This is a genomic window from Sulfurovum sp. NBC37-1, assembly GCF_000010345.1.
GTDB lineage: Bacteria > Campylobacterota > Campylobacteria > Campylobacterales > Sulfurovaceae > Sulfurovum.
In genome coordinates, this window is sequence record NC_009663.1 from 970,644 (window position 1) to 996,611 (window position 25,968).

Below are 25,968 nucleotides of genomic sequence, written 5' to 3' on the forward strand. Positions count from 1 at the left end.
ACGGAGCTTTGAGAGATGTTGAAAAAAGTGAAAGATGCCGCACTGTCAAAAGGTGCCAAGGTCGCTATAAACGCTTACATAAAGGAGTACGGGAAGATGCTGAAACTCAATTTGGATTCCGAAAAGAAAAGTATAACTATGGAAGTACTTCTTGAAGGGGAGAAGGAACCACTTGCCGTTCATGTCGAGCGTTATGAGTTGACAAAGGAGAACGGCAAACATTTTCTGAAGATCTACGGCATCCATACTTCCAGAGCCTGGATCAATACAGTTGCTGCCTCTTACCTCGAAGGCAAATCTTTTGAAATCCCCGAAGAGTATGCGAAGATGCTGAAGGTGATCGTCTGATCGGTTCTTATGTTATAATATAACAGATTCAATTCAAATAAGGAGTTCTTATGAGTAAAATCAAAGGCTTACTGTTTGACATCGGAGGTGTTCTCTACACCGGAGAATATGCCATCGAAGGTGCAGCTGAAACTATCGCTTCATTGCAATGGGACTACCCGATGCGTTTTCTGACCAACACTACACGCAGAACTCCTGAAACGATTTACAACAAACTGCAAAAGATGGGCTTTGACATCGACCCCCAAATGCTTTTTACTGCTCTCAATGCTACCAAAGATTATGTTACTGAGCAGAACGGTACCGTCTATACCGTACTGACCGATGAAGCGGAAGCATACTTTGAAGCGCTACGGTCAGACACCCCTGACTTTGTGGTAGTGGGGGGATGCCTATTTGAATTTCACGTTTGAGAGACTCAACGGTGCCTTCAGGGCTTTACAGGAAGGTGCCGAATTGATTGCTGCAGCTAAAAACCGTTACTTCAAGGACAGTGACGGCAAACTCTCCATGGATGCGGGAGGGTTCATCGCTGCGCTGGAGTTCGCTGCGGGTACGGAGGCAATACTCATAGGAAAGCCAAGCAGTGACTTTTCCCATCTGGCGGCCGCTTCGATGGGACTCAGACCCGACGAAGTACTGATGATAGGCGACGACATAGAGTCAGACGTCAAAGGTGCCCAGGATGCCGGAATGAAAGCCGCATTGGTCAAAACGGGAAAATTTCAGCCGGACGATCTGGAAAAAGGTATCAAAGCAGACTTTATTTTAGTAGATGTGAAGGAACTTCCTTCGGTGCTGTAGTAGTGTTAGAAGTTAAGATCTGGGGGGGGGTGGATTCACTTGGCAGTACACCGTAAATCCGTTTGAATTCCTGAGCAAAAAGGCCAAAATTACCAAAGCCGTATTTCATGGCGATTTCACTGATGGTCTTGGAACCGTCGTTTTTTACTATATCACGGTGTGCCAGGTTCAGTTTCAGCAGTTTGGTGAACTTTTTCGGGGTGTATCCGAAGATTTTTTTGAAGCCCGTCTGCAAGGTTCTTTCGCTCATTCCAAATTTTTTAGCCAGATCTTCAATGGGTATGTTGTCTTCTGACAGTTTAATAATGTAGTCACGTACATCGAAGATCAAGGCTTCTTTTTTCGACAGTTTTTTTGTGATCTTTTCCTGGGTATCAAGAGACAAAAATTTCAGGACTTCTATGAGTTTTGTGCGTATCTCACTGCTTTTGAACTCCGTGTTTTCTTCCAAAGAGAGTATCAAATCTTTCAGTACATCGTCCCTGTCAGCATATACCCTGCCAAGCATTTGGTGCAGATATGGGAAATGCATATCAACGAAATCTTTGCTCAGCGATATTACGCCTTTGCGTATGGGGTGGGAAAAGGCTATTTCAAATGCATCACTGTCATCGAGTACCAGAATCTCGCCGGCATTGAGGATCTTCCCGTTCGCGGTCAAAGAACCCTCTTTGTCGATGATGAGTGTCAGTGTTATCGCTCCCGTGGGTGCATACCCGTTGTACATCATCCCGTCATGGTAGACAGCACTGGCTATCTGGAAGTCTTCATTCTGGCAGATGTTGTACGTACCTTTAAAGGGCTTCACACCAAAACGGTATCGGCAATAAAAGGACCAGTTCTTTCCGAACTCTTCCATTTCTCTAAAATTAGTAAAAGTGAACTTAAAGAAATCATTGTCATCGACACTGAGTGATGGGTGTTTTTTGGTTGTCATACATGAATTCTAACATAGACAGATTAAACTTCATAATAATAAAGATAAACATTTTTCTTTTTTTCGCTTTTTGAATAGACAAAAAATATAAAATGAAAGATAATTATAATACGTTTTCTGCTTAGCTTGCAAAGTAAGTAGAACTCAAATATTTAATATGAGGAGAAATGATGAGTTTTTTAAAGAGAAATTTTTTGTATATAATGCTTATTAGTATTATAACTGTAGTTATGACCGGATGTGGCGGCGGCGGAGGTGGAGGCGATGATCATACGCCAATCCCACCAACCCTGAAAAGCATCGAGATCACTCCGTCTCAAGCGATGTTGAAAGTCGGCGAGACTCAGGCGTTTACCGTGAAAGGCACCTATAGTGACGGTAATGTGAAAGATATTACTGGAAATGTCAGTTTTAGCAGTAGTGACGAAAATATTGTGAAATTGGATGGTAATACTGCCAGAGCTGTCGGTGCGGGTCAAGCAACAATTACTGCAATAGCTGGACCTGGAATTACAGATACAACAACTGTTACCGTTACAGTGCCTAATGCAACAGTAACAGACGTGCAGCTTACGTTCAAGAATGGACAAACTGCTGTAGAAGTGCCTGTCGATGCCTATGGAGAGCTAAAAGTAAAAGTGGTTTACAGTGACGGCTCGACTTGGGAGCTGACTTCTTCTGAGATCGAAAATAGTATTGTGTTCAGCGTCAGCGATTCGAAAGTGGTCGATGTGCATAAAGATGGCTTCGTCAGCGCTATCGCATCGGGAGAGGCGACAATCACCGCGAACTTCGAGGAAACAGCGAGTAACATGGTCAGCGTGACGGTTAAGCCCGAGACGGTGACATTGGAGAGTATCACTCTTTCACCATTAGACCACACAATGCCAGTAGGCGATCAGATCCAGTTTACTGCAACAGGACACTACAGCGATAATAGCGTAGAAGATATTACTTTGTCTGTCAATTGGAATAGTAGCGATCCAAAAGTGGCAAGTATCGATGCAAAAGGACTCGTCACCGCCAATGCAGAAGGAACGGCGAACATCACCGCAACGCTCGATAGTATAAGTGAAAGCCGAGGAGTTACTGTCAAAGCGGCTAACATAACGAGCATACAGTTGACTTTTGCCAATGGCCAGACCTCTGCCACGGTACCGGTAGGTACGACCGGCACATTGGAAGCCATTGCAACCTACAGTGATGGTGAAAATGCTGATGTTACGAACCGTGTGTCTTACTTCGCGTACGACGATAAAGTAGTCGATGTACAAAAGAATGGATCAGTTAGAGCAGTTGCCGCAGGCAGCAGTGAGATAAAAGCAAAGCTTGACGGTGTAGAAAGTAACGCTGTGAGCGTGAAAGCGGTGCCTGTCACATTACAAGGTATTGAGATTCAGGGAGAGGACGATACCCTCTTTACTGGAGAGCAGACACAGTTGACTGCTATGGGAAGCTTCAGTGACGGTATCGTTCGGGATATCACACAGGATGTTTCATGGAGGAGCGAGAATTTGGATGTGGCGACGGTAGATGACAAAGGAATCGTCACAGCCAACAATAAAGGTAGAGAAGGAGATGCGGTCATCAAGGCGGCATACGAATTAGTTGAGAGTAGTTTGACGATCCATGTGAAAAATCCCACCCAGGTGACATCGCTGAAGATCGTCGAGGATGACGGTTCCATTTCTACAAATGGTGAGTTTGTTGTAGGCGAAACCCTGAAGTTCAAGGCGCTTGCGGACTTTGATAACGGGGTGACTGGCAGAGATGTGACGCAGTACGTTACATGGACGGCCAGTCCTGTAGGAACTGTGAGTGTTGACCAGAATGGTCTCGTGACGGCACTGAAAGCGGGCGATGCCTTCGTGACAGCGGCCTACAAAGGTACCCATGGCAATGTGAGCGACACTATTAGGGGGACAGTTGTTGAAAAAACCGTCACCGAAGTTGTTGTCTTCAGTGATCCAGAACCTGCAAAGACGGAAGTGGGGCACTCCATCCGACTCGAGGCATGGGCGACGTTCAATGATGGAAGCAATCAGAATGTTTCCGATACCGTTAAATGGACAACAGACAATTCCGACACGTTTGTGAGAGTTGATAAAGACAATCCGAAGCTTGTTACACTTGAAGTGATTGCGGCGGCGAATGGTACGGTCACGGCAGAGCATAGCAGTGGAGTGCGTGGAAGTAAATCTTTTATCTTCGAAGGAAAGACGCCCGACCATATTGAAATTCAGGAGAGCTACTGTGGAGACGGAAACTGTCCGGTCATTACTGGTAAGACTGTCGATATACCGATTGTTGATGATGTAAATTATGATCCGGTGAGTGAGGGTGCCTACTACCCAACGGCATGGCTCGTGTACAGTGATGGAAGCAAAGAGTACATCAATACGGAAAGAGGCATTAACTGGTGGTCCGCGGATCAAGTGAGAGCGTATGTCAATACATTAAAAGGATCTTTCGTCTTTGGCCGAGGAGTCGGTAACGGTATTGAAATAAAAGTGACTTATAGTCGCGACAGAGACTATACTGCTTCGTTCTATGTAAACGTCAAAGAAGATACTACGACGAAAACGCTTGAAGAAATCGGTATCGTAAATACGAAAGATCAGGGTTGGGGATGTACTCCGAACGATGCTGATTATGGGAAGAAACTTACTGTAGCCGTAGAAGAGCATGGTAAGTGGCTACAGGCTTGCGGTAAATTCAATTACAGCGATGGCACTGTGAAGTGGGAAGACATCAATAATAATGTTGCCTGGTTCAGTAGTGATAGAGATGTGGCACGTGTCAGTACATACACTGGTGACTTGAAAGCAATCTCAGTAGGTAATGCGGTCATTACCGCACAGCTCACTGAGATAAAGGGTTCAATCGATGTGGTGGTTACCAATGATGCTAATGCTACCGAGTAAGATGCAATCGTGAAGAATAGTGCGGCACTCAACATTGGAGAGTAACCGTTGTTAGACATTCAGAGATGCTCCTATGATGGGAGCATATCGATATAGTTGGAATAAGCGTAAAAGTCGCTTTGTGGTAAAAAACCTTCCATTAAAATGGAAGGAAACCTATATCAGCTTCTAAACATATATATGTATCTATGCGCTCCATCGGAGCGTAAATTCCCCCGAAAATTCTTAGTAACGAAGACCTCGAGAAGATGGTCGATGCGGGTACCTCTCTTTTTTAGTATGGCGGCAATGACCACTTCTCTCTGCTTTGTTAGGTCTATACTGTAGCCAGGAATAATATTCCACTTTTTTTATGATGGAAAGGAAACGTGCTATAATTGAACCATTCAAAATTCAGGAGTGTTAATATGCATCAGCAGATCAAACGTTTTTTCTTTCTCTTTTCGCTTCTTGTCGGTATCTCAAGCTTCTCGTACAGTGCTACATCTGAAGAGAACTTTGAGAATGTCAGTGTAGGGCAGCTTCCTCAAGCATGGAAACGCGCAGAGACCAATGCCGAGCATCCCGCAGCTGTCTGGGAAGTGACAAGATCGAATGACACGTCGCGCGGGAAACACATTTTATCTCTCTCTTCGTTCGAAGGGGGCTCTTTTCGCTATTTTAACCTTTGTTACACCGATGCTGTGTCATTCAGGGATGGCGAGATCTCCGTATGGTTCAAAGCAAACAGCGGGAATATAGACCAGGGCGGCGGTATTATGTGGAGGGTGCAGGACAAAGATACATACTATGTCGCAAGGTTCAATCCACTTGAAGACAATTTCAGATTTTACTCTGTGATTAACGGTGATCGAAAGGAATTGTGTTCTGCTGATGTGCATCTTAAGAAGAGGTGGCACCTTATGAAGATCGTGCAGAAAGGCAGTCATTTTGAAGGCTTTTTAGACGGTAAAAAGTTATTGAATTGCGACAATGATATTATCAAAAAAAGCGGTGGTGTCGGTGTGTGGACCAAAGCGGATGCCGCTACTTCCTTTGATGACTTTACTGTAAAGGATAACAATTGATGAAATTTATACTTCTTTTGTTTGTATCTCTCATATTCACATCCTGTTCCAAACAAAACGATACGCAGAGTGTCACAGTATATGTCTCCGAAGACCAGGTATTCTCCGAACCGGTACTGGAGGCATTTGAAAAGAAAACAGGCATCAAGGTCAATGCCGTGTATGACAGTGAAGAGTCCAAAAGTACGGGGGTGATGAACCGGTTGATCGCGGAGAAGAACAATCCGCAGGCGGATGTCTACTGGGCGAATGAACCCATCAGGGCGGAAGTGCTTCGCAAAAAGGGGATACTCTCAGCATACGAGAGTCCCAATGCCAAGGGCATACCGGAAGAGTTCAAACAAAAAGAACACTACTGGGCAGGCTTTTCGGCAAGGGTACGGCTTTTCATCGTCAATAAAAATGCAACGGATGTTCCCACTTCGGTCTTCGACTATGCCAAACCTGAGTTCAAGGGGAAAGACGTCATAGCCAATCCTCTCTTTGGTACAACCACTTCGCATGTGGCGGCGCTTTTTACGATTTTGGGTGATGCAAAGACGAAAGCATTTTTGGAACAGATGAAGGCGAACGGGGTGGCCATTGCAACAAGCAACGGTGAAAGTGCGGACCTGGTTGCATCCGGGAAATACGATTTTTCTCTGGTGGACAGTGACGATGCCGTAAGCCGACTCAAACAGCATGATCCGATTCGCATTGTTTACCCCGATCAGAGAGAGGGGGAAATGGGTTTGTTCGTTGTCCCCAATACAGCGATGCTCATTGCCCACACGAAACATCCTGAAGCTGCCAAAAAACTGATCGATTTTCTGCTCAGCCTTGAAACGGAAGAGATGCTGGCCTTTGCGGACTGTGCGCAGATACCGCTTCACAAGGGTGTCAAGATGCCTGCATCGCTCAAGCCGATCTCGGAACTGAAAGTGATGAAGGTCGATTATGCCAAAGTGGCAGATGAAATGGTAAGGATACAGCCTTATCTCAAAGCCTGGCTGGCCAAATAGTCATGCAACGGCAGACATTCGCGTGGGGTGTGATCCTGCTGTTTGTGCTGATCGGTTTACTGCCGATCATCGTGATGGTATGGAATGCCTTCAGCGGTATGGACCTGCAAACGCTTCGATCGCTCTTTTCCCAGAAAGAGGTGTACGGAAGTTTTGTCAACAGTCTACTCCTGAGCTTTGTCGTCGCCTTGATCACGACATTTTCAGGCATGCTTCTGGGGGTACTCTTTGCCAAGACCGATCTTGCCACTTCCCGATTCTTTTTGTCTCTTTTAATCGTTCCCCTGTTGATCCCGCCTTATATCATAGCGCTGGGGTGGATAGATGTCATCGGCGTCAACAGCACATTCAGTAGCGTCCTTTTTGGTTTCGGGGGAACGGCTTGGGTGCTTTTTTCAGTTTATCTGCCTATCCCGACAGTGTTGACCATGGTTTTTCTGAAACAGGTCGCACCCGACCTTGAAGACGCGGCAAGGCTCTATACAGGGGACATCGGTGCGCTGAGATATATCTCCCTGCCGTTGATCATACCGGCACTGGTGCTCTCTTTTCTGCTGGTATTTATCTTGACCTTTGGTGAATACAGTGTGGCAAATGTACTGCGTTACAGTGTGTTCCCTTTGGAGAGTTTTGTACGTTTCAGTGCATTCTACGACTTCAAGGCGGCACTGATGATGGCACTGCCGATGATCGTTGTTGCTGCAGGTGTTCTACTGGTCGAAAGGGTTTATCTGGACAAAAAACTGTTCAAACTCAAAGAGCTTGAACGGATCAACATCATATCACTTCCGAAAAAATATCAGATAGGATTCAGTATTTTTGTGGGACTTGTCATTTTGCTGATCGTTGTACTGCCACTGCTTTCACTGTTTTTGCGTATCACAGACTTTGAAGTACTTCTTGCTGCTTTTGCCAAGGCATGGATGCCGCTTCTGCACAGTTTTCTGTACAGCTTCACCGGAGCGGCTTTGTTGACACTGTTCGGGTTTCTCTCGGCTTACATCATTGCTTACAGAGTAGTGCCGTACTGGCGGTTTTACGATGCAAGTATCGTTTTTTTACTGACGCTTCCGGCAACCGTGCTGGCCATTGGGTTGATACTGCTCTGGAACAGGCCGATGCTCGATGTCATTTACGCTTCTGCGCTGATCGTCATATTCGGCTACGTCGGAAAATATCTGGCCGTGGCGGCGAAAATGAGTGAACGCAAACTACTGCAGATACCGCCTTCCATGATGGAAGCGGCGCAGATCTCCGGGGCGAACTGGTTTGCCGTGTTACGCTACATCCTCCTGCCGCAGTCAAAAAAAACGCTCATTGCTGTTTTTGCGGTAAGTTTCATTTTCTGTTTTCGGGAAAGTACGATCACTATGCTGGTGTACCCTCCGGGCTATGAGACACTGCCGGTTTACATTGTGACACAGATGGCGAATGGTAAACCGGAAACGATTGCTTCTCTTAGTGCCATTATAGTGCTTTCCATCGTGGTACCGTTTTCCATTTTGAGCCGGAGAAGAACTGCATGATAAAAATAAAAAACCTCTTATTTATGTATGAAGACAAAAACGTTCTAAACGATTTAGACCTTCTTGTCAGACCGAAAGAACGGCTTGTCCTGTTGGGCAGTTCCGGTTCAGGGAAATCTACTCTGTTGAAACTCATAGCAGGATTTATTGCGCCTGATTCAGGAGAAATTGTAATTGATTTGAAGATCGTCAGTAAAGAGGGAAGCGTCATCGTACCGCCTCATCAGCGAGGTATCTCCATGGTTTTTCAGGACTTGGCACTGTGGCCCCATATGAGTGTTGGAGAAAATATAGCATTCGGCTTGAAAATGCATAAGGTGCCCATAAAAGAAAGAGGGGAAAAGGTCAAAGCTTTTCTGGCACTTGTTGGACTTCCCGGCTATGAAAATAAAAAGACAGAAGCCCTCTCGGGAGGAGAACAACAAAGGGTCGCTCTGGCACGCGCGCTTGTCCTCTCCCCAAAGGTTGTGCTGATGGATGAACCGCTTTCGAGCCTCGATGAAGATCTCAACAGACGTTTGCGAAAGGAGATCATTGATTTGCAGGAAAAATTGGGGTTTACTCTGGTGTATGTAACGCACAACAGAGAAGAAGCCACTGAGATCGCCAGTAGAATCATAAAGATACAAGACGGGAAGATCATTGAACAGAGATAACTACGCTAAAATCTAAAATATTTTTACTTTGCGCTTGTGTAGGTATGCTATAATCGTTAAAAAAAGGATGGATTATGAAACGAATTTTTATCTCTTTTATAGTCGCAGGTGTATTGGCAGTGGCCGGTAATTTTACGCTTACGAGCAGTGATGTCGGAGGTCAGCTCACCAAAGTGCAGGAGTTCAATGGTTTTGGCTGTAACGGGCAAAATGTATCGCCTGAACTGAGTTGGAATGGTGTGCCGAAGGGTACCAAGAGTTTTGCGATTACAGTGTATGATCCTGATGCCCCTACAGGCAGCGGATGGTGGCACTGGATAGCGGTGAACATTCCGGCGAATGTTACGTCCATTCCTGCGGGAGCTTCCGGAAAGTCAATGCCAAAAGGGACGATTGAAACTCTGAACGATTTTGGAAGTACGGGATTTGGCGGTGCATGTCCTCCAAAGGGTGATAAACACCGATATATCTTTACCGTGTATGCTTTGGATGTGAATAAACTGCCGGTAAAGGCAAGTACGAAACCGCCGGTTGTCGGGTATCAGATAAACGCGCATACGATCTCGAAAGCGAGTATCGTTTCATACTATCGGAGATAATGTAGATGCCGGGTGCCATATATCTACCTGAAGTACTCTATACTATTGCAGATCGTTTGGAAACCAAAGGTGCTGCTGTACTGCTTGTGGGCGGTGCGGTACGCGATATGGTCATGGGGCAGGATGTCAAGGATTATGACATCGAAGTGTATGGACTTACGACATTAGATGAACTCGAATCGGTCCTGTCTAAATTTGGCAGTGTTTCTCAGGTAGGAAAGCATTTTGGCATCGTCAAACTGAGGATCGGTGATGTCGAGTATGATTTTTCTTTTCCGCGTACCGAGAGAAAGACAGGCAGGGGACATACAGGCTTTGAAGTAGAAATAGATGGGATGCTTGATTTCAAAGAAGCAGCACACCGCAGGGATTTTACGATCAATGCCATCGGGTATAATATTAAAACATATGAAATTCTTGATCCTTTTGGCGGCCTGAATGATATTCGGTACAAAATACTGCGCCATATCGATGACAGTACTTTCATTGAAGACCCGCTTCGTGTCTACCGCGCCATACAGTTCGCTGCACGTTTTGGTTTTGATGTGGCAGAGAATACAGCAGTACTTTGTAAACAAATGGTTGCATCAGGAGTACTTGAAGAACTGCCCAAAGAGCGCATTTACGAAGAGTGGAAAAAACTGCTTCTCAAGGCGCCCAAGCCCTCCATGGGGTTTGGGCTGATGCGGGAGTGGGGTATCACCGAACACTGCTTTCTAGAACTGCATGCACTCATAGATGTACCGCAGGATACCAAATACCATCCTGAGGGGGATGTATGGACGCACACGATGCTGAGTATCGATGCTATGGCATCGATACTCAACAAGGAAGAGAAAGTAGAAAGTAGGTCGTGTAGGGTGCTGTCCCCTGACAGCACCACAGATAAACACCGGAATGAAAAAAGAGCATTGAAGCTTTTGTTCGCTGAATTGTGTCATGACTTTGGAAAACCGATGACTACAACGGTAGAAGAGGGGTGTATCAAGGCGATCGGACATGAAAAGGCAGGTATTGAACCCACAAGGTCATTTATGTATCGCCTGACAGAGGAGCATGATTTCATCGAGAGTATCCTACCTCTGGTGGAGCATCATCTCAAACCATCACAGTTCTATAAACAGGGAGCCAAAGCATCTGCCATACGTAGATTGGCAACCAAAGTGAACATTGAAGATCTGGTGCTGGTGGCCAAAGCGGATTTTCTGGGCCGTACAACACCCGAAGCTAAAAAAGGTGTGTATGAAGCAGGAGAGTGGCTACTTGGGAAAGCAGAAGAGCTGAAGGTGAAAAACAGGCCGATCGAACCTATTTTGCAGGGGAGGGATCTCATAGCTCTTGGAATGCAGCCTTCGCCAAGATTTGGAACTATTCTGGATGAGGTGTATGGATTGCAACTTGATGGAGTGATCTCAGACAGAGAAGGGGCTCTTGATCATGTCAAAAGGCATCATTGCCAATAAATCATTTTTTGTTATAATATGAGCATCTAGGGTTATTAGAGGTGCCCATATATCATTAAGAGAAAAGGGACAGGGAAATATGAAGTGGTATGAGAGTATCAAGGTCAAACTGATCGGATTTTTTGTCGTCATCAGTCTCTTTTTCCTTATTTTTATCATGGCAAGTTTTTCACTCTTTAAAGAGAGTATTCTTGAGAAAAATGCTGTTGAGAAAGCCAGGTTGAGTACGATCCATATAGTCGACCAAATGAACCGGACCAAAATAAAGATGGAGGAGGATGTTCTCATACTCGCTTCTGTCACAGCAGAAAAATATAGAAATAAAAAAACCAGTAATACACTGATACCTGCTCTTCTGATGAATGCCATGGGAGATAAGCATGTTCAGAGTGGCGGTGTATGGTTTGAGCCTTATATGCTCGATCCGTCAAAAAAGGACGGAGTTATCTTTTTTAACCGGGACAGGACAAAAAAACTCAGTTTGCTTGAAGACTATGTGACTTCAAATCCGCAAAATTACCGTCAGATGGAATTCTATGTTTTAGGGAAACAGCTGAAAGAGGGTGAGACATTCTGGACAAAGGTTTACACTGATCCCATAACACATGTTCGGATGATCACCGTGGTTTCACCTATCTATCATGACAAGACCTTTGTTGGAGTGGCCAGTATTGACATGGGAATAGGTCATTACATGGAAAATTTGAAGGAAATAAACAACAGTTATAGTATGTTACTTGACAGAAAAGGTACCTTCGTTGCCAAATCTCCAAAAGTGAAAGAAAGAATTCATGAAAAGAATATCTATACAGGGAAAGATCCGAAACTGCTTCCCATTTTGGATGTGATCCAAAAAAATCTTCAGAAAAGAAAAGAAAAAATTGCTCGACAGTATGGAGATAAGGCAACCGAAATTTCCCAATGTTGTTCGGAGATCAGTCGGAATGATGCCGAAATGATCTTGGGAATCATGCAGGAACGATCCAAAAGTATGGAAACGAAAACCTATTTCCTTAAAAATGATGCTTTGCTCAATGCAGCCAGTGTAATAACGATCTTCTATTTTCCCGATACCGGTATGAGTCTGGTCGTAGGTATGTCGGAAGATGTAGTGCTTGAAGATTTCAATAAAGATTATAGTGTGCTTATCTGGATCACATTCCTGAGTACACTATTGGCTACATTTTTAGGATATCTACTGTTGAAAAAATATTTTGTCGATCCTTTGCAGAGTGTAAACAGACAGTTGGAGAACAGTATGCTCGAAGACGGCCATTACCGTTTTCTGAAATGTGATGACAAGGGTGAGATCGGACAGCTTGTCTACAATCTCAATTACAGAACACTGGCGCTGGAAGATGCCCAGCGCAGGGAAAGAGATGAAATTCAGAAACGCCTGACCAATGAAAAACTTCTGATACAACAGTCCAAAATGGCGGCCATGGGGGAAATGATGGATGCCGTGGCGCACCAGTGGAAACAGCCGCTCAATGCGCTGAGCATGTACAGCGAGATCATCAAGAGTGATTTTGAGGAAGGCACGGTCGACCAGAGGTATGTGGATGAATTCAGTCAGAATATCCAGATACAGATAGACCATATGGTCGATACGCTCGATGAGTTCAGGTCATTCTTCCGTCCCAACAAGGAAAATGAGGATTTCAGGGTATCGGAGATCATAGATTCCGTGATGTTCCTGACCAAAGACGAGTTTATGAAGAACCGCATTACGATAGATGTGGAAAAAGAGAGCGAAATAGAGCTGCACGGTTCAAAAAACGAGTTCAAACACCTGATCCTCAACATCATCAACAATGCAAAAGATGCTTTCAACGACAACAACATTGAAGAAAAAAGAAATATTACCATCCGGCTGATCGATGATGAACAGGGCAGGAGAATAGAGATAGAAGACAATGCCGGCGGTATTCCTGAAGAGGTACTCCCCGATATCTTCAAAGCCAATGTCACGACGAAGGAAGAGGGGAAAGGTACGGGTATAGGGCTCTACATGAGTACACAGATCGCCGAGAAGTATGGAGCGAAACTCAATGTTGAGAACAGAAATAAAGGTGCCTGTTTTATAATCGGGTTTGAATCATAGATCGTCTTCACTTTTTATGTGAGACAAGTGGGTACACTTTTTGTTTACGCTTGGCCTATATAATGATGAAAAAGAATGAAGGAGAATGAAATGGGTACCTATACTGAAAAACTCAATGAGATAAAAGCACTGGTCGAACGTCTGCAGAAAGAATCTCCCAAACAGACAGCAGCATTCAACCAGTTTATGATGAGTGTTGAAAAACCCGGTGCTTTGGGCTCAAAAGACAAAGACCTTATTAATGTCGCCCTTTCTATAGCGGCGCAGTGCGAATGGTGTATTGCCCTGCATGTCAAAGGGGCACTGACCAACGGTGCGAGCAGGGAAGAGGTCATCGATGCGGCAATGCAGGCAGTACTTATGCACGGCGGGCCGGCACTGATGTATATGATCCCTGTGGAAAAAGCGCTGGATGAATTTATAGGAAAATGATTTAAGATTTCAGGTATTCATCCGCCATATAGCTGCTTCGGGTATAGGGTGAACTTTTGATGAAGTCAAAGCCCATGGCCATACCGACATCATGGAAATGGTCAAAACGTTCCGGTGGTACGAACTCGACGACCTTTGTATGCTCATTTGAAGGTGAAAGGTACTGTCCTATGCTTAGCAGTCTGCAGTTATGATCCAGAAGGTCCTGCAGCAATGCATTGACCTCTTCTTCTTTCTCTCCGAGCCCAAGCATGATACCGCTTTTGGTCCTGATGTCGGGATTCAACTGGGCAAGTTTTTTGAGTACACGCAGGGAGCGTTCATATTTCGCCCCTTTGCGTATGTGGTAGAGGCGTGGTACCGTCTCGAGATTGTGCCCGATGATCTGGGCACCGCTTTGGGCGATGATCTGCAGTGCGGCTTCATTCTCCTGAAGGTCGGGGATGAGAAGTTCCACAATGATCGTCTCGTCGTACGTTTTGATAGCCCGGACCACTTTGGCAAAATGTTCCGCACCGCCGTCGGAAAGGTCGTCACGTGTCGGACTGGTGATGACCACATGTCTCAAACCCATCGCTTCCACGGATTCTGCCACATGTAACGGTTCATCCGGATCGGGCGGAAGCGGCATTTCTTTGGAGACGTTGCAGAACGTGCAGTGGCGGGTACACTCTTTGCCCAGTATCAGAAACGTTGCCTGTTTACGGGAAAAGCATTCACCGATGTTGGGACACATGGCTTCCTGACAGACGGTATGGAGCTTACCTTTGGCAATGATGGCTTCGACTTCACGCAGACTGCTGAGTGTGATCTTCTTTCTGAGCCATTCGGGTTTGCTATAGGCTGCTTTTTGCGTGGACATTCCATGCCTCCTGGCTGTATTTTTTGTCAAAAAGTGTTTGTGCAAGCACCTGCTCTGCCTCGTTTAAAGGTTCTTTTTGGAGTGTGGCATCAAATGTGTCGCTGAAAGCCTTGATGATCTTTTCCTTTAATACCTCTTCAGTCATGCCTCTGTCGGTCTCTCTCAGTGTCGCTGCCTGTGAAAGGCCCGACTCTTTCAGGAAAAGCGTTTCAAAACGTTCCCGGTTGATCTCCAGCGGTATCGTTCCGTGCTGCAGCATGGCATGGTGGGTATGGCGCTGGGCGTTCCCGCCGATCTTTCTGCCGTCTGTCACGATGTCGTAGGCTTCTGTTCCCGCGAGACAGACGGTACTTTGTGTTTCGGGAAGATGCCTGTCAAGAGCAAAACCGGCATCGATCTCCAGGAGCTTATAGAGTCGGATGAGAAAAGCGCACAGTTCCCGGTATGCCTCTCTGACACCTTTGTCCCGAACGTAAGTATGCGGAACGATCAGTGAATAGGAGATATCGCTGCCATGCACCAGAATGCCGCCTCCCGTTATACGTCTGACGCAGGGGATTCCTTCTGTACGAACCCTGTTCCAGTCAAGTGTCTCTTTGGGCTGTGAGAAACGGCCGAAACTCAGCGACGCTTCTTCCCATCGGTAGAGACGGAAGATGGGCAGGTCCTCTTCTTTGAAAGCGGTCAGCAGTGCTTCATCCACGGCCATATTCCACTGTGCCGAAGCCGCTGGGCTGTCGATAAATCTCCATAACTGTATTTTTACTTTATTAACCATTTTGGATTATACTATAGAAAATTAAATAGGAGGAGAAGGGATGGAAGAGAGACGTATCAAAAAAAATCCTGCTGATTTTTTAGTTCAGCCCAATATGACAGACTATGAGGTGACCTACGACAGTTTTGACTGGGAGAGTATCGCCAAAGAGTTCGAAGGCTTGCCTGGAGGCGGCCTGAACATCGCCCATGAAGCGATAGACAAGCATGCCAACGGTGCGCTGGCCGAGAAAGCGGCCCTGATATGGCTGGGAGAGAACAGCGAGAAGCGTACCTATACTTTTGCGCAGATGAAACGGGAGAGTGCAAAGTTCGCCAATGTACTCAAATCACTCGGTTTTGAAAAAGGAGAACGTGTCTATACACTTTCGACGCGTCTTCCCGAACTCTATATTGGAACGATGGGGATACTCAAAAACGGTTCGGTGATGTGCCCGCTCTTCTCCCAGTTCGGTCCTGAACCGATACTGCAGCGGATGCAGCGCGGCGATGCCCGCGGGCTTCTGACGACACAGAGGCTGTATGAGAAAAAGATCGCTCCCCAGATGGACCAGCTTCCCGAACTGCGTACCATCCTGTTGATCGATGCCGAAGAGGACGTGAACGAGAAGGTGCTTTCCCTGCCGCGTCTGATGGAAAAAGCGTCGGACAGTTTCGAGATCGTGCATACGGAGCCGGAAGATATGTCACTGCTGCATTTTACCAGCGGAACGACGGGTATGCCCAAAGGGGTGATACATGTCCATAAGGCGATGTACACGCACTGGGTGACGGGTGCCTACGTACTGGACCTTCATCCTGACGATATGTACTGGTGTACCGCCGATCCGGGTTGGGTGACGGGTACCTCCTACGGCATCATCGCGCCCTGGCTGCACGGGGTGACCAATGTCGTGGATGAAGCGGAGTTCGATGCCGAACGCTGGTACGGTATTTTGCAGGAGCACAAGATCTCTGTCTGGTACACCGCACCCACGGCGATCCGCCGTCTTATGCGTCTCGATATCGAACCTCTTGAAAGCTATGATCTTTCACATTTGCGTCTGGTACAGAGTGTCGGCGAACCCCTCAACCCCGAAGCGGTCATTTGGGGTGTAGAGAAACTTAAAATGCCGATCCATGACAACTGGTGGCAGACGGAGACGGGCGGTATCATGATCGCCAACTATCTCTGCCAGGATGTCAAACCGGGGTCCATGGGACGGCCGCTGCCGGGTATCGTTGCCGCGGTGGTGCGTCAGAACGGTGACGGAACGGTCACGGAGATCAGGGAACCCGGAAAAGACGGCGACCTGGCATTGAAACCGGGATGGCCTTCGATGTTCCGCGGCTATCTGCACAATGAAGAAAAATATAAAAAAAGCTTTGTGGACGGCTGGTATATTTCGGGTGACCTTGCCTACAGAGATGAAGACGGTTACTTCTGGTTCGTTGGACGCGCGGATGATATCATCAAGACTTCAGGGCACATGGTCGGGCCGTTCGAGGTGGAAAGTGCGCTGATGGAGCATCCGGCAGTGGCGGAAGTCGGCGTTATCGGTAAGCCCGATCCGCTGATAGGGCAGATGGTCAAAGCCTTTGTTTCCCTGAAAAGCGGTTATGAACCCACCGAAAAGCTCAAACGTGAACTGATAGGGTTCGGACGCAAAAAACTGGGTGCCGCGGTGGCGCCAAAAGAGATAGAGTTCCAGGAGAACCTGCCCAAGACCCGAAGTGGGAAGATCATGCGCCGTCTGTTGAAGGCCAGAGAGCTTGGATTGCCAGAGGGTGATACCTCGACACTGGAAAAATAAGGAGCGGATATGAGTATTTTTAAAATGCCGAGTCTCGGTGCCGATATGGAATCGGGCACTTTGATGGAGTGGAAGGTCAAAGAGGGCGAGAAGGTAAAGAAAGGCCAGGTGATCGCAGAGGTAGAGTCCAACAAGGGCGTGATCGAGGTCGAAGTCTTCGAGGACGGTGTTGTTGACAGGCTTCTGGTCGAACCGGGTACGACATGCGATGTCGGAACACCGATCGCCGTGATCGTCGGGGAGAATGAAACAGCGGAAGCACTGGAAAAAGAGCTGGGAACGCAGAGTGGGAAAGAGGCGGCCCCGAAAGTTTCGACAGAAACAGAGACGACAGAGAAAGCTTCCGAAGCGAAAAAACCCTCAAAGAAAGAGAGTGTCAAAGAAGCAAAAACGACAGTCACAAAGGAAAAACCGAAAAAATCCACCGACCATGAGATTAAGATATCCCCTGCAGCTCGCAAAAAAGCGGAGGAGCTTGGTGTGGACCTGGAAGCACTTGCCGCCAAAACGGAAGGCAAGATCGGTACGGACGAGGTGGAGGCGGCAGCCAAAACGGCCAAGCAGAAGCGGGGCGGTTCCGACAGCATGCGAAAAGCGATCGCTGCGGCAATGAGCCGTTCGAATGCGGAGATCCCCCACTATTATCTTTCCACATCGATCAATATGACACCGGCACTCGATTGGCTGGCGGAGCAGAATGAAAAACGGAGTATCAAAGAGCGTATTCTGCCCGCTGCCCTGACCATCCGTGCGGTTGTCAAGGCACTGCAGGCCGTACCGGAACTCAATGGTTTCTGGCAGAATGACACCTTGCAGATGAGTGAGGTGATCAATCCCGGTGTGGCCATCGCCAAGCGCAAAGGAGGGCTGGTAACACCGGCGCTACTCAATGCGCAGGAGATGGATCTTGATGGTACGATGAAAGCCTTTCATGACCTGATCACGCGGACGCGTTCTGGAAAGCTGCGCAGTTCCGAGATCACGCAGCAGACGATCGTCATCACCAATCTCGGTGATATTGGTGTGGAAGAGGTATTGGGAGTTATCTACCCGCCGCAGGTGGCACTGGTAGGACTCGGGCGCATCGCTGACGCGCCATGGATTGAGGGTGATGCCCTGGCGGTGCGCAAGGTGATGCGGGCGACATTGGCTGGTGACCATCGTGCCACGGACGGACGTACCGGAGCGCTGTTCCTGAACAAACTGGATGAATTCTTACAAAAACCCGAGGAGTTGTTATGACGAAAGATGAGATTAAAAAGAAGATAATCGAGGAGATCTACGAGATCGCTCCGGAACACGAGGGGGAGACGATCCCCGAGAATGAGAATATTCAGCGATCGCTTGAGATAGACTCGTTCGATTTCCTGAATTTGTTGACCGCACTTAACGATGAACTTGGTGTGGAAGTACCCGAGTCCGATTACGGAGAGGTCGATACGGTTGAGCATATGGCTGACTATTTTGTCAAGCATTTATCGAAGTAAGGGAGCAGGAGTATGAACAAACTGCTTGCGGAAGAGATCTATTATGATATGCTACTGGGACGTGCCTTCGAACTGGCAGCAAAAGAACATTATATGGCCGGAGATATCGCCGGTTTCCTGCATTTGGATATAGGGCAGGAGGGCTTCAGCGTTTCGGCGATGAAAGCCTTTGACAAAGGAGATGTTTTTACGACCTACCGTGAACATGTCATGGCGATCGCAAGGGGGATGGACCCCAAGGCTGTCATGGCTGAACTGTTTGGAAAGGCTGCTGGTGTGAGCCGGGGCCGGGGTGGATCGATGCATTTGTTCGATCCTTCTCATTTCTTTTACGGCGGTGATGCGATCGTGGGCGGGCAGATCCCCAATGCAGTGGGATGTGCCTATGCCCGAAAATTCCTCGGACAGGAAGATGGTGTAATGGTCGTGTTCGGTGACGGTGCGACCAATGGCGGTGCCTTCTTTGAATCGCTTAACAATGCCAGTGCCCAGAAGCTTCCTCTGCTCTTCCTGTGCGAGAACAACGGCTATGCGATCGGAACGAAGATCACCCGTGTCGCAGCCTTTGAAAAACAAGCCAAAAAAGCGGAACCTTATATGCAGACTATGGAAGTGGACGGCATGGATGCCATAGCTGTTTACGAAGCAGTCAAAGAAGCGCAACGACTGATCCAGGATGGGCACGGCCCGATATTCCTTGAAGCGATGACCTGCCGTTACGAAGGACATTCCATGAGCGACCCCGGCACCTATCGCAGCAAAGAAGAGTTGGATATCTGCAAAGCGAAGGACCCCATAGAGCGGATGGAAGCAGTGCTTCAAACAAACTACGGACTGGACGCCGGACAGCTGGAGGCCTTGCAGAAGAAGGCACAGGCAGTAGTAGATGAGGCCGTTGCCTTTGCCGCTGATGCTCCCGAACCGGGGCTTGAAGAGCTTTATGCCGATATTTTCTGTAAAGGATGTGCAAATGTATAGTGTATCTGAAGTATGTAATGAAGTGATGTTTGAAGTCACGCCAGTGTGGCGGGCCTGCTGCCGAAGCAAACTCAGTGTTAACGTAACCCAGGGAACCGCTTTCCTGGGCGTTATATCAAAGGTGGGTGCAAATGTTGTATCGTGAAGCATTGAACAAAGCGATAGACGAGGCGATGGCGATCGATGAGACCGTGGTTGCCCTGGGTGAGGATGTTGGATTGTACGGAGGAAGCTACCGCGTGACGGAAGGCCTTGTCGCCAAATACGGGGAAAAGAGGCTGATTGATACACCCATCGCGGAACTCTCGATTGTGGGAAATGCCGTGGGTATGGCAATGGGCGGACTGCGGCCTATTGCAGAGATCATGACGGCGAACTTCGCTCTGCTTGCCTTTGACCAGATCATCAACCATATGGCGAAGTACCGCTATATGAGTGCCGGAAAGATCACACTGCCGATGGTGGTACGTTTTCCTCAGGGGGTCAGCCGTCAGCTGGCCGCGCAGCACTCCGAGAGTTACGAGCAGATGCTCAGTGCCGTGCCCGGCCTGATCGTCTTTGCAGCGGGAGACGTGAACTATGCCTACCATGCGCTGAAATATGCCATTATGAGTGACGACCCCGTTGTTTTCATTGAACATGAACTTCTCTATAACAAAAAAGGTGAAGTGGATCTCAATACGAAGATCGATCCTTTCAAGGCACGTGTTATCAAAGAGGGCAAAGATGTGACCATCGTCAGCTATCTGAAAATGGTCGATGATGTGATGGAAGCAGTGCCGGAGATAGAAAAGCAGATAGGCAAGAGCTGTGAAGTGATCGATCTGTGTTCACTCAACCCGGTCGATTACAAAACCCTTGAAGCATCGCTGAAAAAGACGGGCGCGATCGTTGTTGTGGAAGAAGACCACAAAACAGGCGGCTATGGAGCACAGATAGTGAGCTGGGCGGCTGAAGAGATGTTCTACAGTCTCGATGCGGCACCGCTGAGGATTGCGGGGGAAGATGTACCGATCCCCTACAACCGAAAACTTGAACTTGCGTCCATTCCTACCCCCGATTCTATTACCGAGAAGATCGTTGAGTGGGGGAAGAACAATGGGTTATAATCTGAGAGATAACCCCGATGTAAGTATCGGGAGTATTGATTAGCTTATTATAGAATAAGTATTTAGTGAGATAATGAGTGTTATATTATCAGTATCATCTGAGCACTTTTCTCTAGTACTTAGTTGCTACAGAAAAATACCTTCTACAACTTGGAAGTATTTGTATCTCTATCATAGATTATTGCATCAATAGGCCTTTTATGCACTGACGCATCAAGTGTATTAAACAGGTCATTGATACCGCGCGCATATGTTTGTTTCATTTGCTGCTTGAATGCGTTTTCATTTCGCTTAATTTCACTCCTCAGCTTTGCTTCAAAGGCATTCCTCGTTAGCACTTCATCAACACTGCCTACCGCAAAATCAATACCAACCCACGTAAGTGTTCCAGCTGCGGCACCGCAGGCCAGTGCCCATGGGCCAGATGGAGCACATACAGCAAGACCTGTAGTAGCTCCAGAGAGGAATCCTCCAGACTTGATAGCTGTTTTTGCCCCTGTTTTTGCAATGACTTTAACTCCTGACTTGGCTAATAGTTTTGCTACTATGGTCTTAGTCAATACCAATGTTACTCCAACTTCACCAACTTTGTAGGCCATTGCCGTTTTAACCAAAGAGTTTTTTGCTTTCAAAAATGATTTTTCAATTGCGGCGTTAATATTCTGAAGACGCTGCATATCTCCTTCAGAGAGCTTAATTCCTTCAGGAAGTGTTATGGAGCTTGCAATACTGTCTCTGGACTGAACTATCCGTTTTTGAGTATAGGCATTTATTTTCTGCTGAAGGTCATAAATCTGTTTATCAAATTTTCCGTTTTGAAACAAAACCCGCTGAAGCTCATCGCTGCTTTTTTGAGCATAGCTTTTTGTATTGTTCAACAATGGGTATGATACATCATCCTGCCATATATATTTTCTTATGTAATACTTGTATTTTTCCCAGCCATCCGATATTTTTTTTGCAGCGACCTGGTACATATCTACATAGTCACGGTACCATACATATTGTCGGTCAGCGTATTGGGGTATATTTGCATAGACACTTTGAAACACATGGTTGACTTCGGTATCGATGTAGCTATTAACAGCTTCTATACTTTTGTTTCGTTCCTCTTGTGTTAATGTATCAATCTCTTTCAACACATCTGATACATAAGTAGTGTTGGTCTCCACAGTTTCATTTTTATCTACCCTTTCATCTGGCATGAATGTTATGGAGATAACCGCAAATGCAACAATAACACCAAAGAAGCCAAGCGAAAACCTGTCTATCTTGTATTGATTTATTTTTGAAAAAACGTTTACAAAGGGTATAGTGCTGCTGAGGATAAGCCTTGAAAATATCCAAAGGTAAAAAGTCTGCATCACTAAGAATCCCAGCCAGACAAGTATTGCGTAAACGGTACCTCCAAGAGATGAGGATGCTTTGAACATTGCCCACCATGCAAATCCATTCCTGACAGCATCATATGTCTGTAGTAACCTCAGGCTTTCACATGAGACTGGAGTAATACTCTGCTTAGCACCATCTATGGTTGCGACAAGAGAGCCGTGTAAAAATTCTGGAGGCATTGAATACAGCATTATTGCAACCGCAACAGGAACCATTATGACTATATTCACGATGACAGCAGTTTTTCTGGCAACCAGATGAGTTATACCTTCATAAGTATGTTTCGAGAAATATCTTATAAACAGCCAGTAGAGTGTCAATAATAAACCAATATCCAAAAACATCACAATGAGTACTTTCCCATTTAGATGCAGGATACTTAAAAGCAGCATTATCCCTGCGATTAGTGCACTGAAAAGAGAGCTTATCAGAACAAACCAGGTTTTATTCAGCCACCGATGAAATATGGAACTGTCCCTAAACACCTGGTCTGCAAAACCTTTTCGGTAAAGTAATCTACCTTCTGAAAATGTCATAGTCAAAAAGAAAGAAACTATTGTTAAAACGATAACAAATAACCAGCAACTTGTATTTGCATATCGCCATACAGACAATGCAGCAAGCAAGATCAATGTTTTAAACATAACAGCTACTACATGGTTCATTTGATTTTCATTTGTCGACATATTGACATTATAACAACAAAGCATAAAATGATAAATTCTATGGTTTTTATGATTTTTATGATTTTATAGTACATACTACCATATCATCAACAGAGGAGAGGAATAAGGAGGGGAAGTTAAAGAACCAGGCGAACTGGCCGAGATCTTTAGAGGACGTTTATCCAGAAGAAATTGGCAATAGTAACGATGAGAATGATCCCCATAATATTGAAGATAAAGCCGTAGGCTGCCATTGTTTTTATCTTGATGACACCTGAGCTCATTGCAATGGCATTGGGCGGTGTGGCAATGGGCAGCATGAAAGCATACGAAGCACAGATGGTAGCAACAAGCATGATGAGCGTAGCGTTGACCTCGGTCTGTTCAGCCACTTTATAGATAATGGGCAACATAATGGAGATCAGTGCCGTGTTGCTGGTGATCTCTGTGGTAAAAGTGATCATCGTCGCGATAATGATGATGAAAAGCAGCAGTGGCATACTGGAGAAGCTGACCAGGTGTGTTGCGATTACGCTTGCCATCTCTGTTTTGGTGAAGGCAGCGGCAATGGCGAAGCCCGCACCGAAAAGGAACATGATTCGGTAGGGGATGTTGTCTTTGTCCTCCATCCAGTCCAGAATGGAAAATGGGGGAGTGAAGAGCAGCAGTCCCGCCGCAAGGAGTATGCCCGGTTCACTCAGGCCAAGACCGCTGTAATAAGGCTTGATGGGGGCATTGACCAGCAGCATGAGGATTAGCCCACCAATGAGGATCAGTACTTTTTTCTGATGCCCGGTAAGCGGTTCTTTTTTAAGATTGGTCTCGATATGCATATCTTTAAGTCCCATGCTAAGTACATAACCCACCACCAGGAACATGGTAAAGACAAGCGGTGCTACGAGATAGACCCATTTGACAAAGGGGATTGCCGGCATTCCCATCTCTTCCATGATCCCCATGAGGATCAGGTTGGGCGGGGTGCCGATGGGTGTCAGGATGCCGCCGATGCTCGCACCGTAGGCGATACCGAGGGCCAGTCTCATTTTCAGTTTGACATTTTCGGTCAGAAAGAGGGCAATGGGCAGCAGAAGCAGGGTGGTCGTTGTGTTGGAAAGTACCGAACTCAACAGCCCGGATGTGATGATGAGCGCAAAAATGATCCCCCGTACCGAAGAGGGAAAGAGCGCGAGCATCCGGTTGGCGATAACTTTGTGAAGTCCCGTCTTCTCAACGGCTATAGCAACGAGGAAACCTCCGAGAAAAAGATAGATAATGGGGTTGGCATAGTTGATCGTGGTCTCTTTGGTGGTCAGGATGCCGGCTGCGGGAAAGAGGACGATAGGAATGAGGGACACCACTGCGAGCGGCAGGCCCTCATTGGTCCATAAAGTGACCATCAGAACGATGATGGCGACCATGCTGGACTGTGCGAAAGTGAAAAAAGGGAACATCCCTGCAAAAGCCACTCCTGCAAGTATCAGTGCCAGTACGATTTTTTTGATCTGTTCAGCCATAGACATAGTGATCCCTCCCCAAGTTGTATCTCTTATATTATTCTACTATAATTAAATAAATTAATTTCTACCTATTAAGGAAAGCCATGTCGCATCAGCATAAAAAGAAGATAGAAACACATTGGCTGCAGCTCTCTGTGCTGCTTTTTGGCCTGATACTGTGGTTCATGCCTACACCTTCCGGTCTCGAGACGCAGGCCTGGCATCTGTTCGCCATTTTTATTTCGGCGATCTTTGCGGTGATTATCAATGCCATGCCTATCTTCACTTCCTCCATTCTCGCACTTGCAGCAGTGGTGTTGACGGGGACGCTGACGACCAAGCAGGCCTACAGCGGATTTTCGGAAGGGTTCATTCTTCTGATCATCGTTGCATTTCTCATCGCGCGCGGGGTCATCAAGTCGGGACTTGGAAAGCGGATCGCGTTTCTGATCATCCGCAAGTTCGGTACTTCAAGCCTGAAACTGGGCTACTCCATCGTGGCGGCCGATATGTTCATCTCCCCGGCCTTCCCGAGCAATACGGCACGCTCCGGGGTGCTTTTTCCCATAGTGAACGCCCTGGCAGCAGACAGCGGATCGAAGGTCTCCAACGGGTCACGCAAGAAAATAGGTTCTTTTCTGATGATGACCTCTATGGCCGGCCTTACTCTCTCGTCCACACTCTGGCTGACCGCTATGGCGGCGAACCCTGCCGGTGCGAAGATGGCCCAAGAGGTGGGTGTCGATATCTCCTATGGTTCCTGGGCGCTGGCTGCATCCCTGCCGGTGCTGATCCTCTATTTTCTCGTACCCTGGGTTATTTTCAAGATCTACCCTCCCGAACTAAAAGAGACGCCAGAAGCACCACAGATCGCACAGGAAGCGCTGGACAAGATGGGACCTGTACATAAAAACGAGTGGATCATGGCAGGCGTTTTCATCGGCATGGTATTTCTCTGGGTTATGTCCGGCAGCTGGGGCCTGGACAAGACCGCAGTGGCTTTTCTGGGGCTTGGCATTCTGATGCTGACCAACATTTTCACGCTCGAAGACCTCAGGGGTGAGGGAAATGCCTTGGGAACGCTGGTCTGGTTCGCCATTCTGTATGCCATGTCCAAATACCTCAATGAACTGGGTTTCATGGGCTGGGTGGGTGAACACATTTCGACAAGCGTCGAGGGATTCTCCTGGCCGGTAGTGTATGTCTCACTGATCGTCGGATATGTGCTGATACACTACTTTTTTGTTTCCCAGACCGCGCAGATGCTGGCACTCTTCTCTGTCTTCCTCGGAGTAGCGATGAAAGCGGGTGTACCACCGGAACTGATGGCATACATGCTGCTCTTTGCCACCAACTTCAATGCGATCATCACGCCGCAGGGTTCCTCGGCGAACGTCATCTACACGGGAAGCGGCTATATTGAAGCGGGTGAAGTGTACAAAATAGGCGGGATTATTACGGCAGTCAATACGCTGATATTTCTTACGGTAGGTACGGCATGGATTATATTTATAGTATAAACTTAATCTAAAATTATAAAAAAAAATA

Annotated in this window: 24 protein-coding genes; 19 read left to right on the forward strand and 5 right to left on the reverse strand. The window is 46.9% G+C overall.

Going from position 1 to position 25,968, the window contains the following annotated elements:
* The first annotated feature begins 15 nt into the window (after positions 1-15).
* The 3 genes from SUN_RS04925 to SUN_RS13700 are packed head-to-tail and all read left to right on the forward strand — an operon-like array spanning position 16 to position 1,152.
* Positions 16-348 (forward strand): hypothetical protein, encoded by a 333-nt coding sequence (locus SUN_RS04925; protein ID WP_011980644.1) that lies wholly within the window; start codon positions 16-18, stop codon positions 346-348.
* 50 nt (positions 349-398) lie between these two features.
* A complete protein-coding gene (locus tag SUN_RS13695) occupies positions 399-761 on the forward strand; it encodes a hypothetical protein (RefSeq protein ID WP_198407647.1) in 363 nt (120 codons plus the stop codon).
* Positions 745-1,152 carry an HAD-IIA family hydrolase gene (locus SUN_RS13700; protein ID WP_198407648.1) on the forward strand — a complete coding sequence of 136 codons (408 nt, stop codon included), beginning with the start codon at positions 745-747 and terminating at the stop codon, positions 1,150-1,152. The genes SUN_RS13695 and SUN_RS13700 overlap by 17 nt, the downstream gene beginning before the upstream one ends.
* On the opposite strand, the gene SUN_RS04935 is transcribed toward SUN_RS13700, so the two are convergent.
* Positions 1,112-2,089: an AraC family transcriptional regulator gene (locus SUN_RS04935; protein WP_011980645.1), complete on the reverse strand. Its 978-nt coding sequence runs from the start codon at positions 2,087-2,089 to the stop codon at positions 1,112-1,114. The genes SUN_RS13700 and SUN_RS04935 overlap by 41 nt on opposite strands.
* A gap of 230 nt (positions 2,090-2,319) precedes the next feature.
* Here SUN_RS04935 and SUN_RS12995 point away from each other — a divergent pair, with 230 nt between their 5' ends.
* The 9 genes from SUN_RS12995 (at position 2,320) to SUN_RS04980 (ending at position 13,861) form a co-directional block, all read left to right on the forward strand.
* On the forward strand, positions 2,320-5,013 hold the full coding sequence (locus SUN_RS12995; protein ID WP_255322723.1) for an Ig-like domain-containing protein: 2,694 nt from the start codon (positions 2,320-2,322) through the stop codon (positions 5,011-5,013).
* Positions 5,014-5,420: 407 nt separating this feature from the next.
* Positions 5,421-6,080, forward strand: a complete 660-nt coding sequence (locus SUN_RS04945; RefSeq protein WP_011980647.1) for a hypothetical protein — start codon at positions 5,421-5,423, stop codon at positions 6,078-6,080.
* Entirely contained in the window at positions 6,080-7,081 is a 1,002-nt protein-coding gene (locus SUN_RS04950) for an extracellular solute-binding protein (protein WP_041672684.1), read from the forward strand. The genes SUN_RS04945 and SUN_RS04950 overlap by 1 nt, the downstream gene beginning before the upstream one ends.
* A 2-nt stretch (positions 7,082-7,083) precedes the next feature.
* Entirely contained in the window at positions 7,084-8,607 is a 1,524-nt protein-coding gene (locus SUN_RS04955; protein WP_011980649.1) for an ABC transporter permease, read from the forward strand.
* Between the two features lie 23 nt (positions 8,608-8,630).
* Positions 8,631-9,263 (forward strand): ABC transporter ATP-binding protein, encoded by a 633-nt coding sequence (locus tag SUN_RS04960; RefSeq protein WP_198407649.1) that lies wholly within the window; start codon positions 8,631-8,633, stop codon positions 9,261-9,263.
* Positions 9,264-9,337: 74 nt separating this feature from the next.
* Complete coding sequence (locus tag SUN_RS04965; protein ID WP_011980651.1) at positions 9,338-9,862, forward strand: YbhB/YbcL family Raf kinase inhibitor-like protein; 525 nt, start codon at positions 9,338-9,340, stop codon at positions 9,860-9,862.
* A gap of 5 nt (positions 9,863-9,867) precedes the next feature.
* Positions 9,868-11,325: a CCA tRNA nucleotidyltransferase gene (locus SUN_RS04970; protein ID WP_011980652.1), complete on the forward strand. Its 1,458-nt coding sequence runs from the start codon at positions 9,868-9,870 to the stop codon at positions 11,323-11,325.
* Positions 11,326-11,404: 79 nt separating this feature from the next.
* The gene (locus SUN_RS13000; protein ID WP_011980653.1) at positions 11,405-13,429 is read left to right on the forward strand and encodes a sensor histidine kinase; all 2,025 of its coding nucleotides are present in this window, start codon (positions 11,405-11,407) and stop codon (positions 13,427-13,429) included.
* 90 nt (positions 13,430-13,519) lie between these two features.
* Positions 13,520-13,861, forward strand: a complete 342-nt coding sequence (locus SUN_RS04980) for a carboxymuconolactone decarboxylase family protein (RefSeq protein WP_011980654.1) — start codon at positions 13,520-13,522, stop codon at positions 13,859-13,861.
* Between the two features lies 1 nt (position 13,862).
* Here the strand turns inward: SUN_RS04980 and lipA are convergent, their stop codons facing one another.
* A complete protein-coding gene (lipA, locus tag SUN_RS04985; protein WP_011980655.1) occupies positions 13,863-14,723 on the reverse strand; it encodes a lipoyl synthase in 861 nt (286 codons plus the stop codon).
* A complete protein-coding gene (locus SUN_RS04990; RefSeq protein WP_011980656.1) occupies positions 14,698-15,501 on the reverse strand; it encodes a lipoate--protein ligase family protein in 804 nt (267 codons plus the stop codon). Before SUN_RS04990 ends, lipA begins: the two co-directional genes overlap by 26 nt.
* Positions 15,502-15,541: 40 nt before the next feature.
* Between SUN_RS04990 and acsA the strand changes: the two genes are divergently transcribed.
* Genes acsA through SUN_RS05015 form a run of 6 tightly spaced genes read left to right on the forward strand, consistent with a single transcriptional unit; the run spans position 15,542 to position 20,867 of the window.
* Positions 15,542-17,293: an acetate--CoA ligase gene (gene acsA, locus SUN_RS04995; protein ID WP_011980657.1), complete on the forward strand. Its 1,752-nt coding sequence runs from the start codon at positions 15,542-15,544 to the stop codon at positions 17,291-17,293.
* A 9-nt stretch (positions 17,294-17,302) separates the two neighbouring features.
* A complete protein-coding gene (locus tag SUN_RS05000) occupies positions 17,303-18,535 on the forward strand; it encodes a dihydrolipoamide acetyltransferase family protein (protein WP_011980658.1) in 1,233 nt (410 codons plus the stop codon).
* The gene (locus SUN_RS05005; RefSeq protein WP_011980659.1) at positions 18,532-18,780 is read left to right on the forward strand and encodes an acyl carrier protein; all 249 of its coding nucleotides are present in this window, start codon (positions 18,532-18,534) and stop codon (positions 18,778-18,780) included. Before SUN_RS05000 ends, SUN_RS05005 begins: the two co-directional genes overlap by 4 nt.
* Before the next feature lie 12 nt (positions 18,781-18,792).
* On the forward strand, positions 18,793-19,758 hold the full coding sequence (locus tag SUN_RS05010; RefSeq protein ID WP_011980660.1) for a thiamine pyrophosphate-dependent dehydrogenase E1 component subunit alpha: 966 nt from the start codon (positions 18,793-18,795) through the stop codon (positions 19,756-19,758).
* The gene (locus tag SUN_RS13570; RefSeq protein WP_158298178.1) at positions 19,751-19,903 is read left to right on the forward strand and encodes a hypothetical protein; all 153 of its coding nucleotides are present in this window, start codon (positions 19,751-19,753) and stop codon (positions 19,901-19,903) included. Before SUN_RS05010 ends, SUN_RS13570 begins: the two co-directional genes overlap by 8 nt.
* The gene (locus SUN_RS05015) at positions 19,890-20,867 is read left to right on the forward strand and encodes an alpha-ketoacid dehydrogenase subunit beta (RefSeq protein ID WP_011980661.1); all 978 of its coding nucleotides are present in this window, start codon (positions 19,890-19,892) and stop codon (positions 20,865-20,867) included. The genes SUN_RS13570 and SUN_RS05015 overlap by 14 nt, the downstream gene beginning before the upstream one ends.
* A gap of 143 nt (positions 20,868-21,010) precedes the next feature.
* Here SUN_RS05015 and SUN_RS05020 read toward each other — a convergent pair whose 3' ends face one another.
* Together SUN_RS05020 and SUN_RS05025 are read right to left on the reverse strand one after the other, a co-directional pair.
* Complete coding sequence (locus tag SUN_RS05020) at positions 21,011-22,945, reverse strand: hypothetical protein (RefSeq protein WP_148154651.1); 1,935 nt, start codon at positions 22,943-22,945, stop codon at positions 21,011-21,013.
* A gap of 146 nt (positions 22,946-23,091) precedes the next feature.
* On the reverse strand, positions 23,092-24,444 hold the full coding sequence (locus SUN_RS05025; protein ID WP_041672686.1) for an SLC13 family permease: 1,353 nt from the start codon (positions 24,442-24,444) through the stop codon (positions 23,092-23,094).
* Between the two features lie 80 nt (positions 24,445-24,524).
* On the opposite strand from SUN_RS05025, the gene SUN_RS05030 reads away from it, so the two are divergent.
* Positions 24,525-25,940, forward strand: coding sequence for a DASS family sodium-coupled anion symporter (locus SUN_RS05030; RefSeq protein ID WP_011980664.1), 1,416 nt, complete (start codon positions 24,525-24,527; stop codon positions 25,938-25,940).
* Positions 25,941-25,968: the final 28 nt, after the last annotated feature.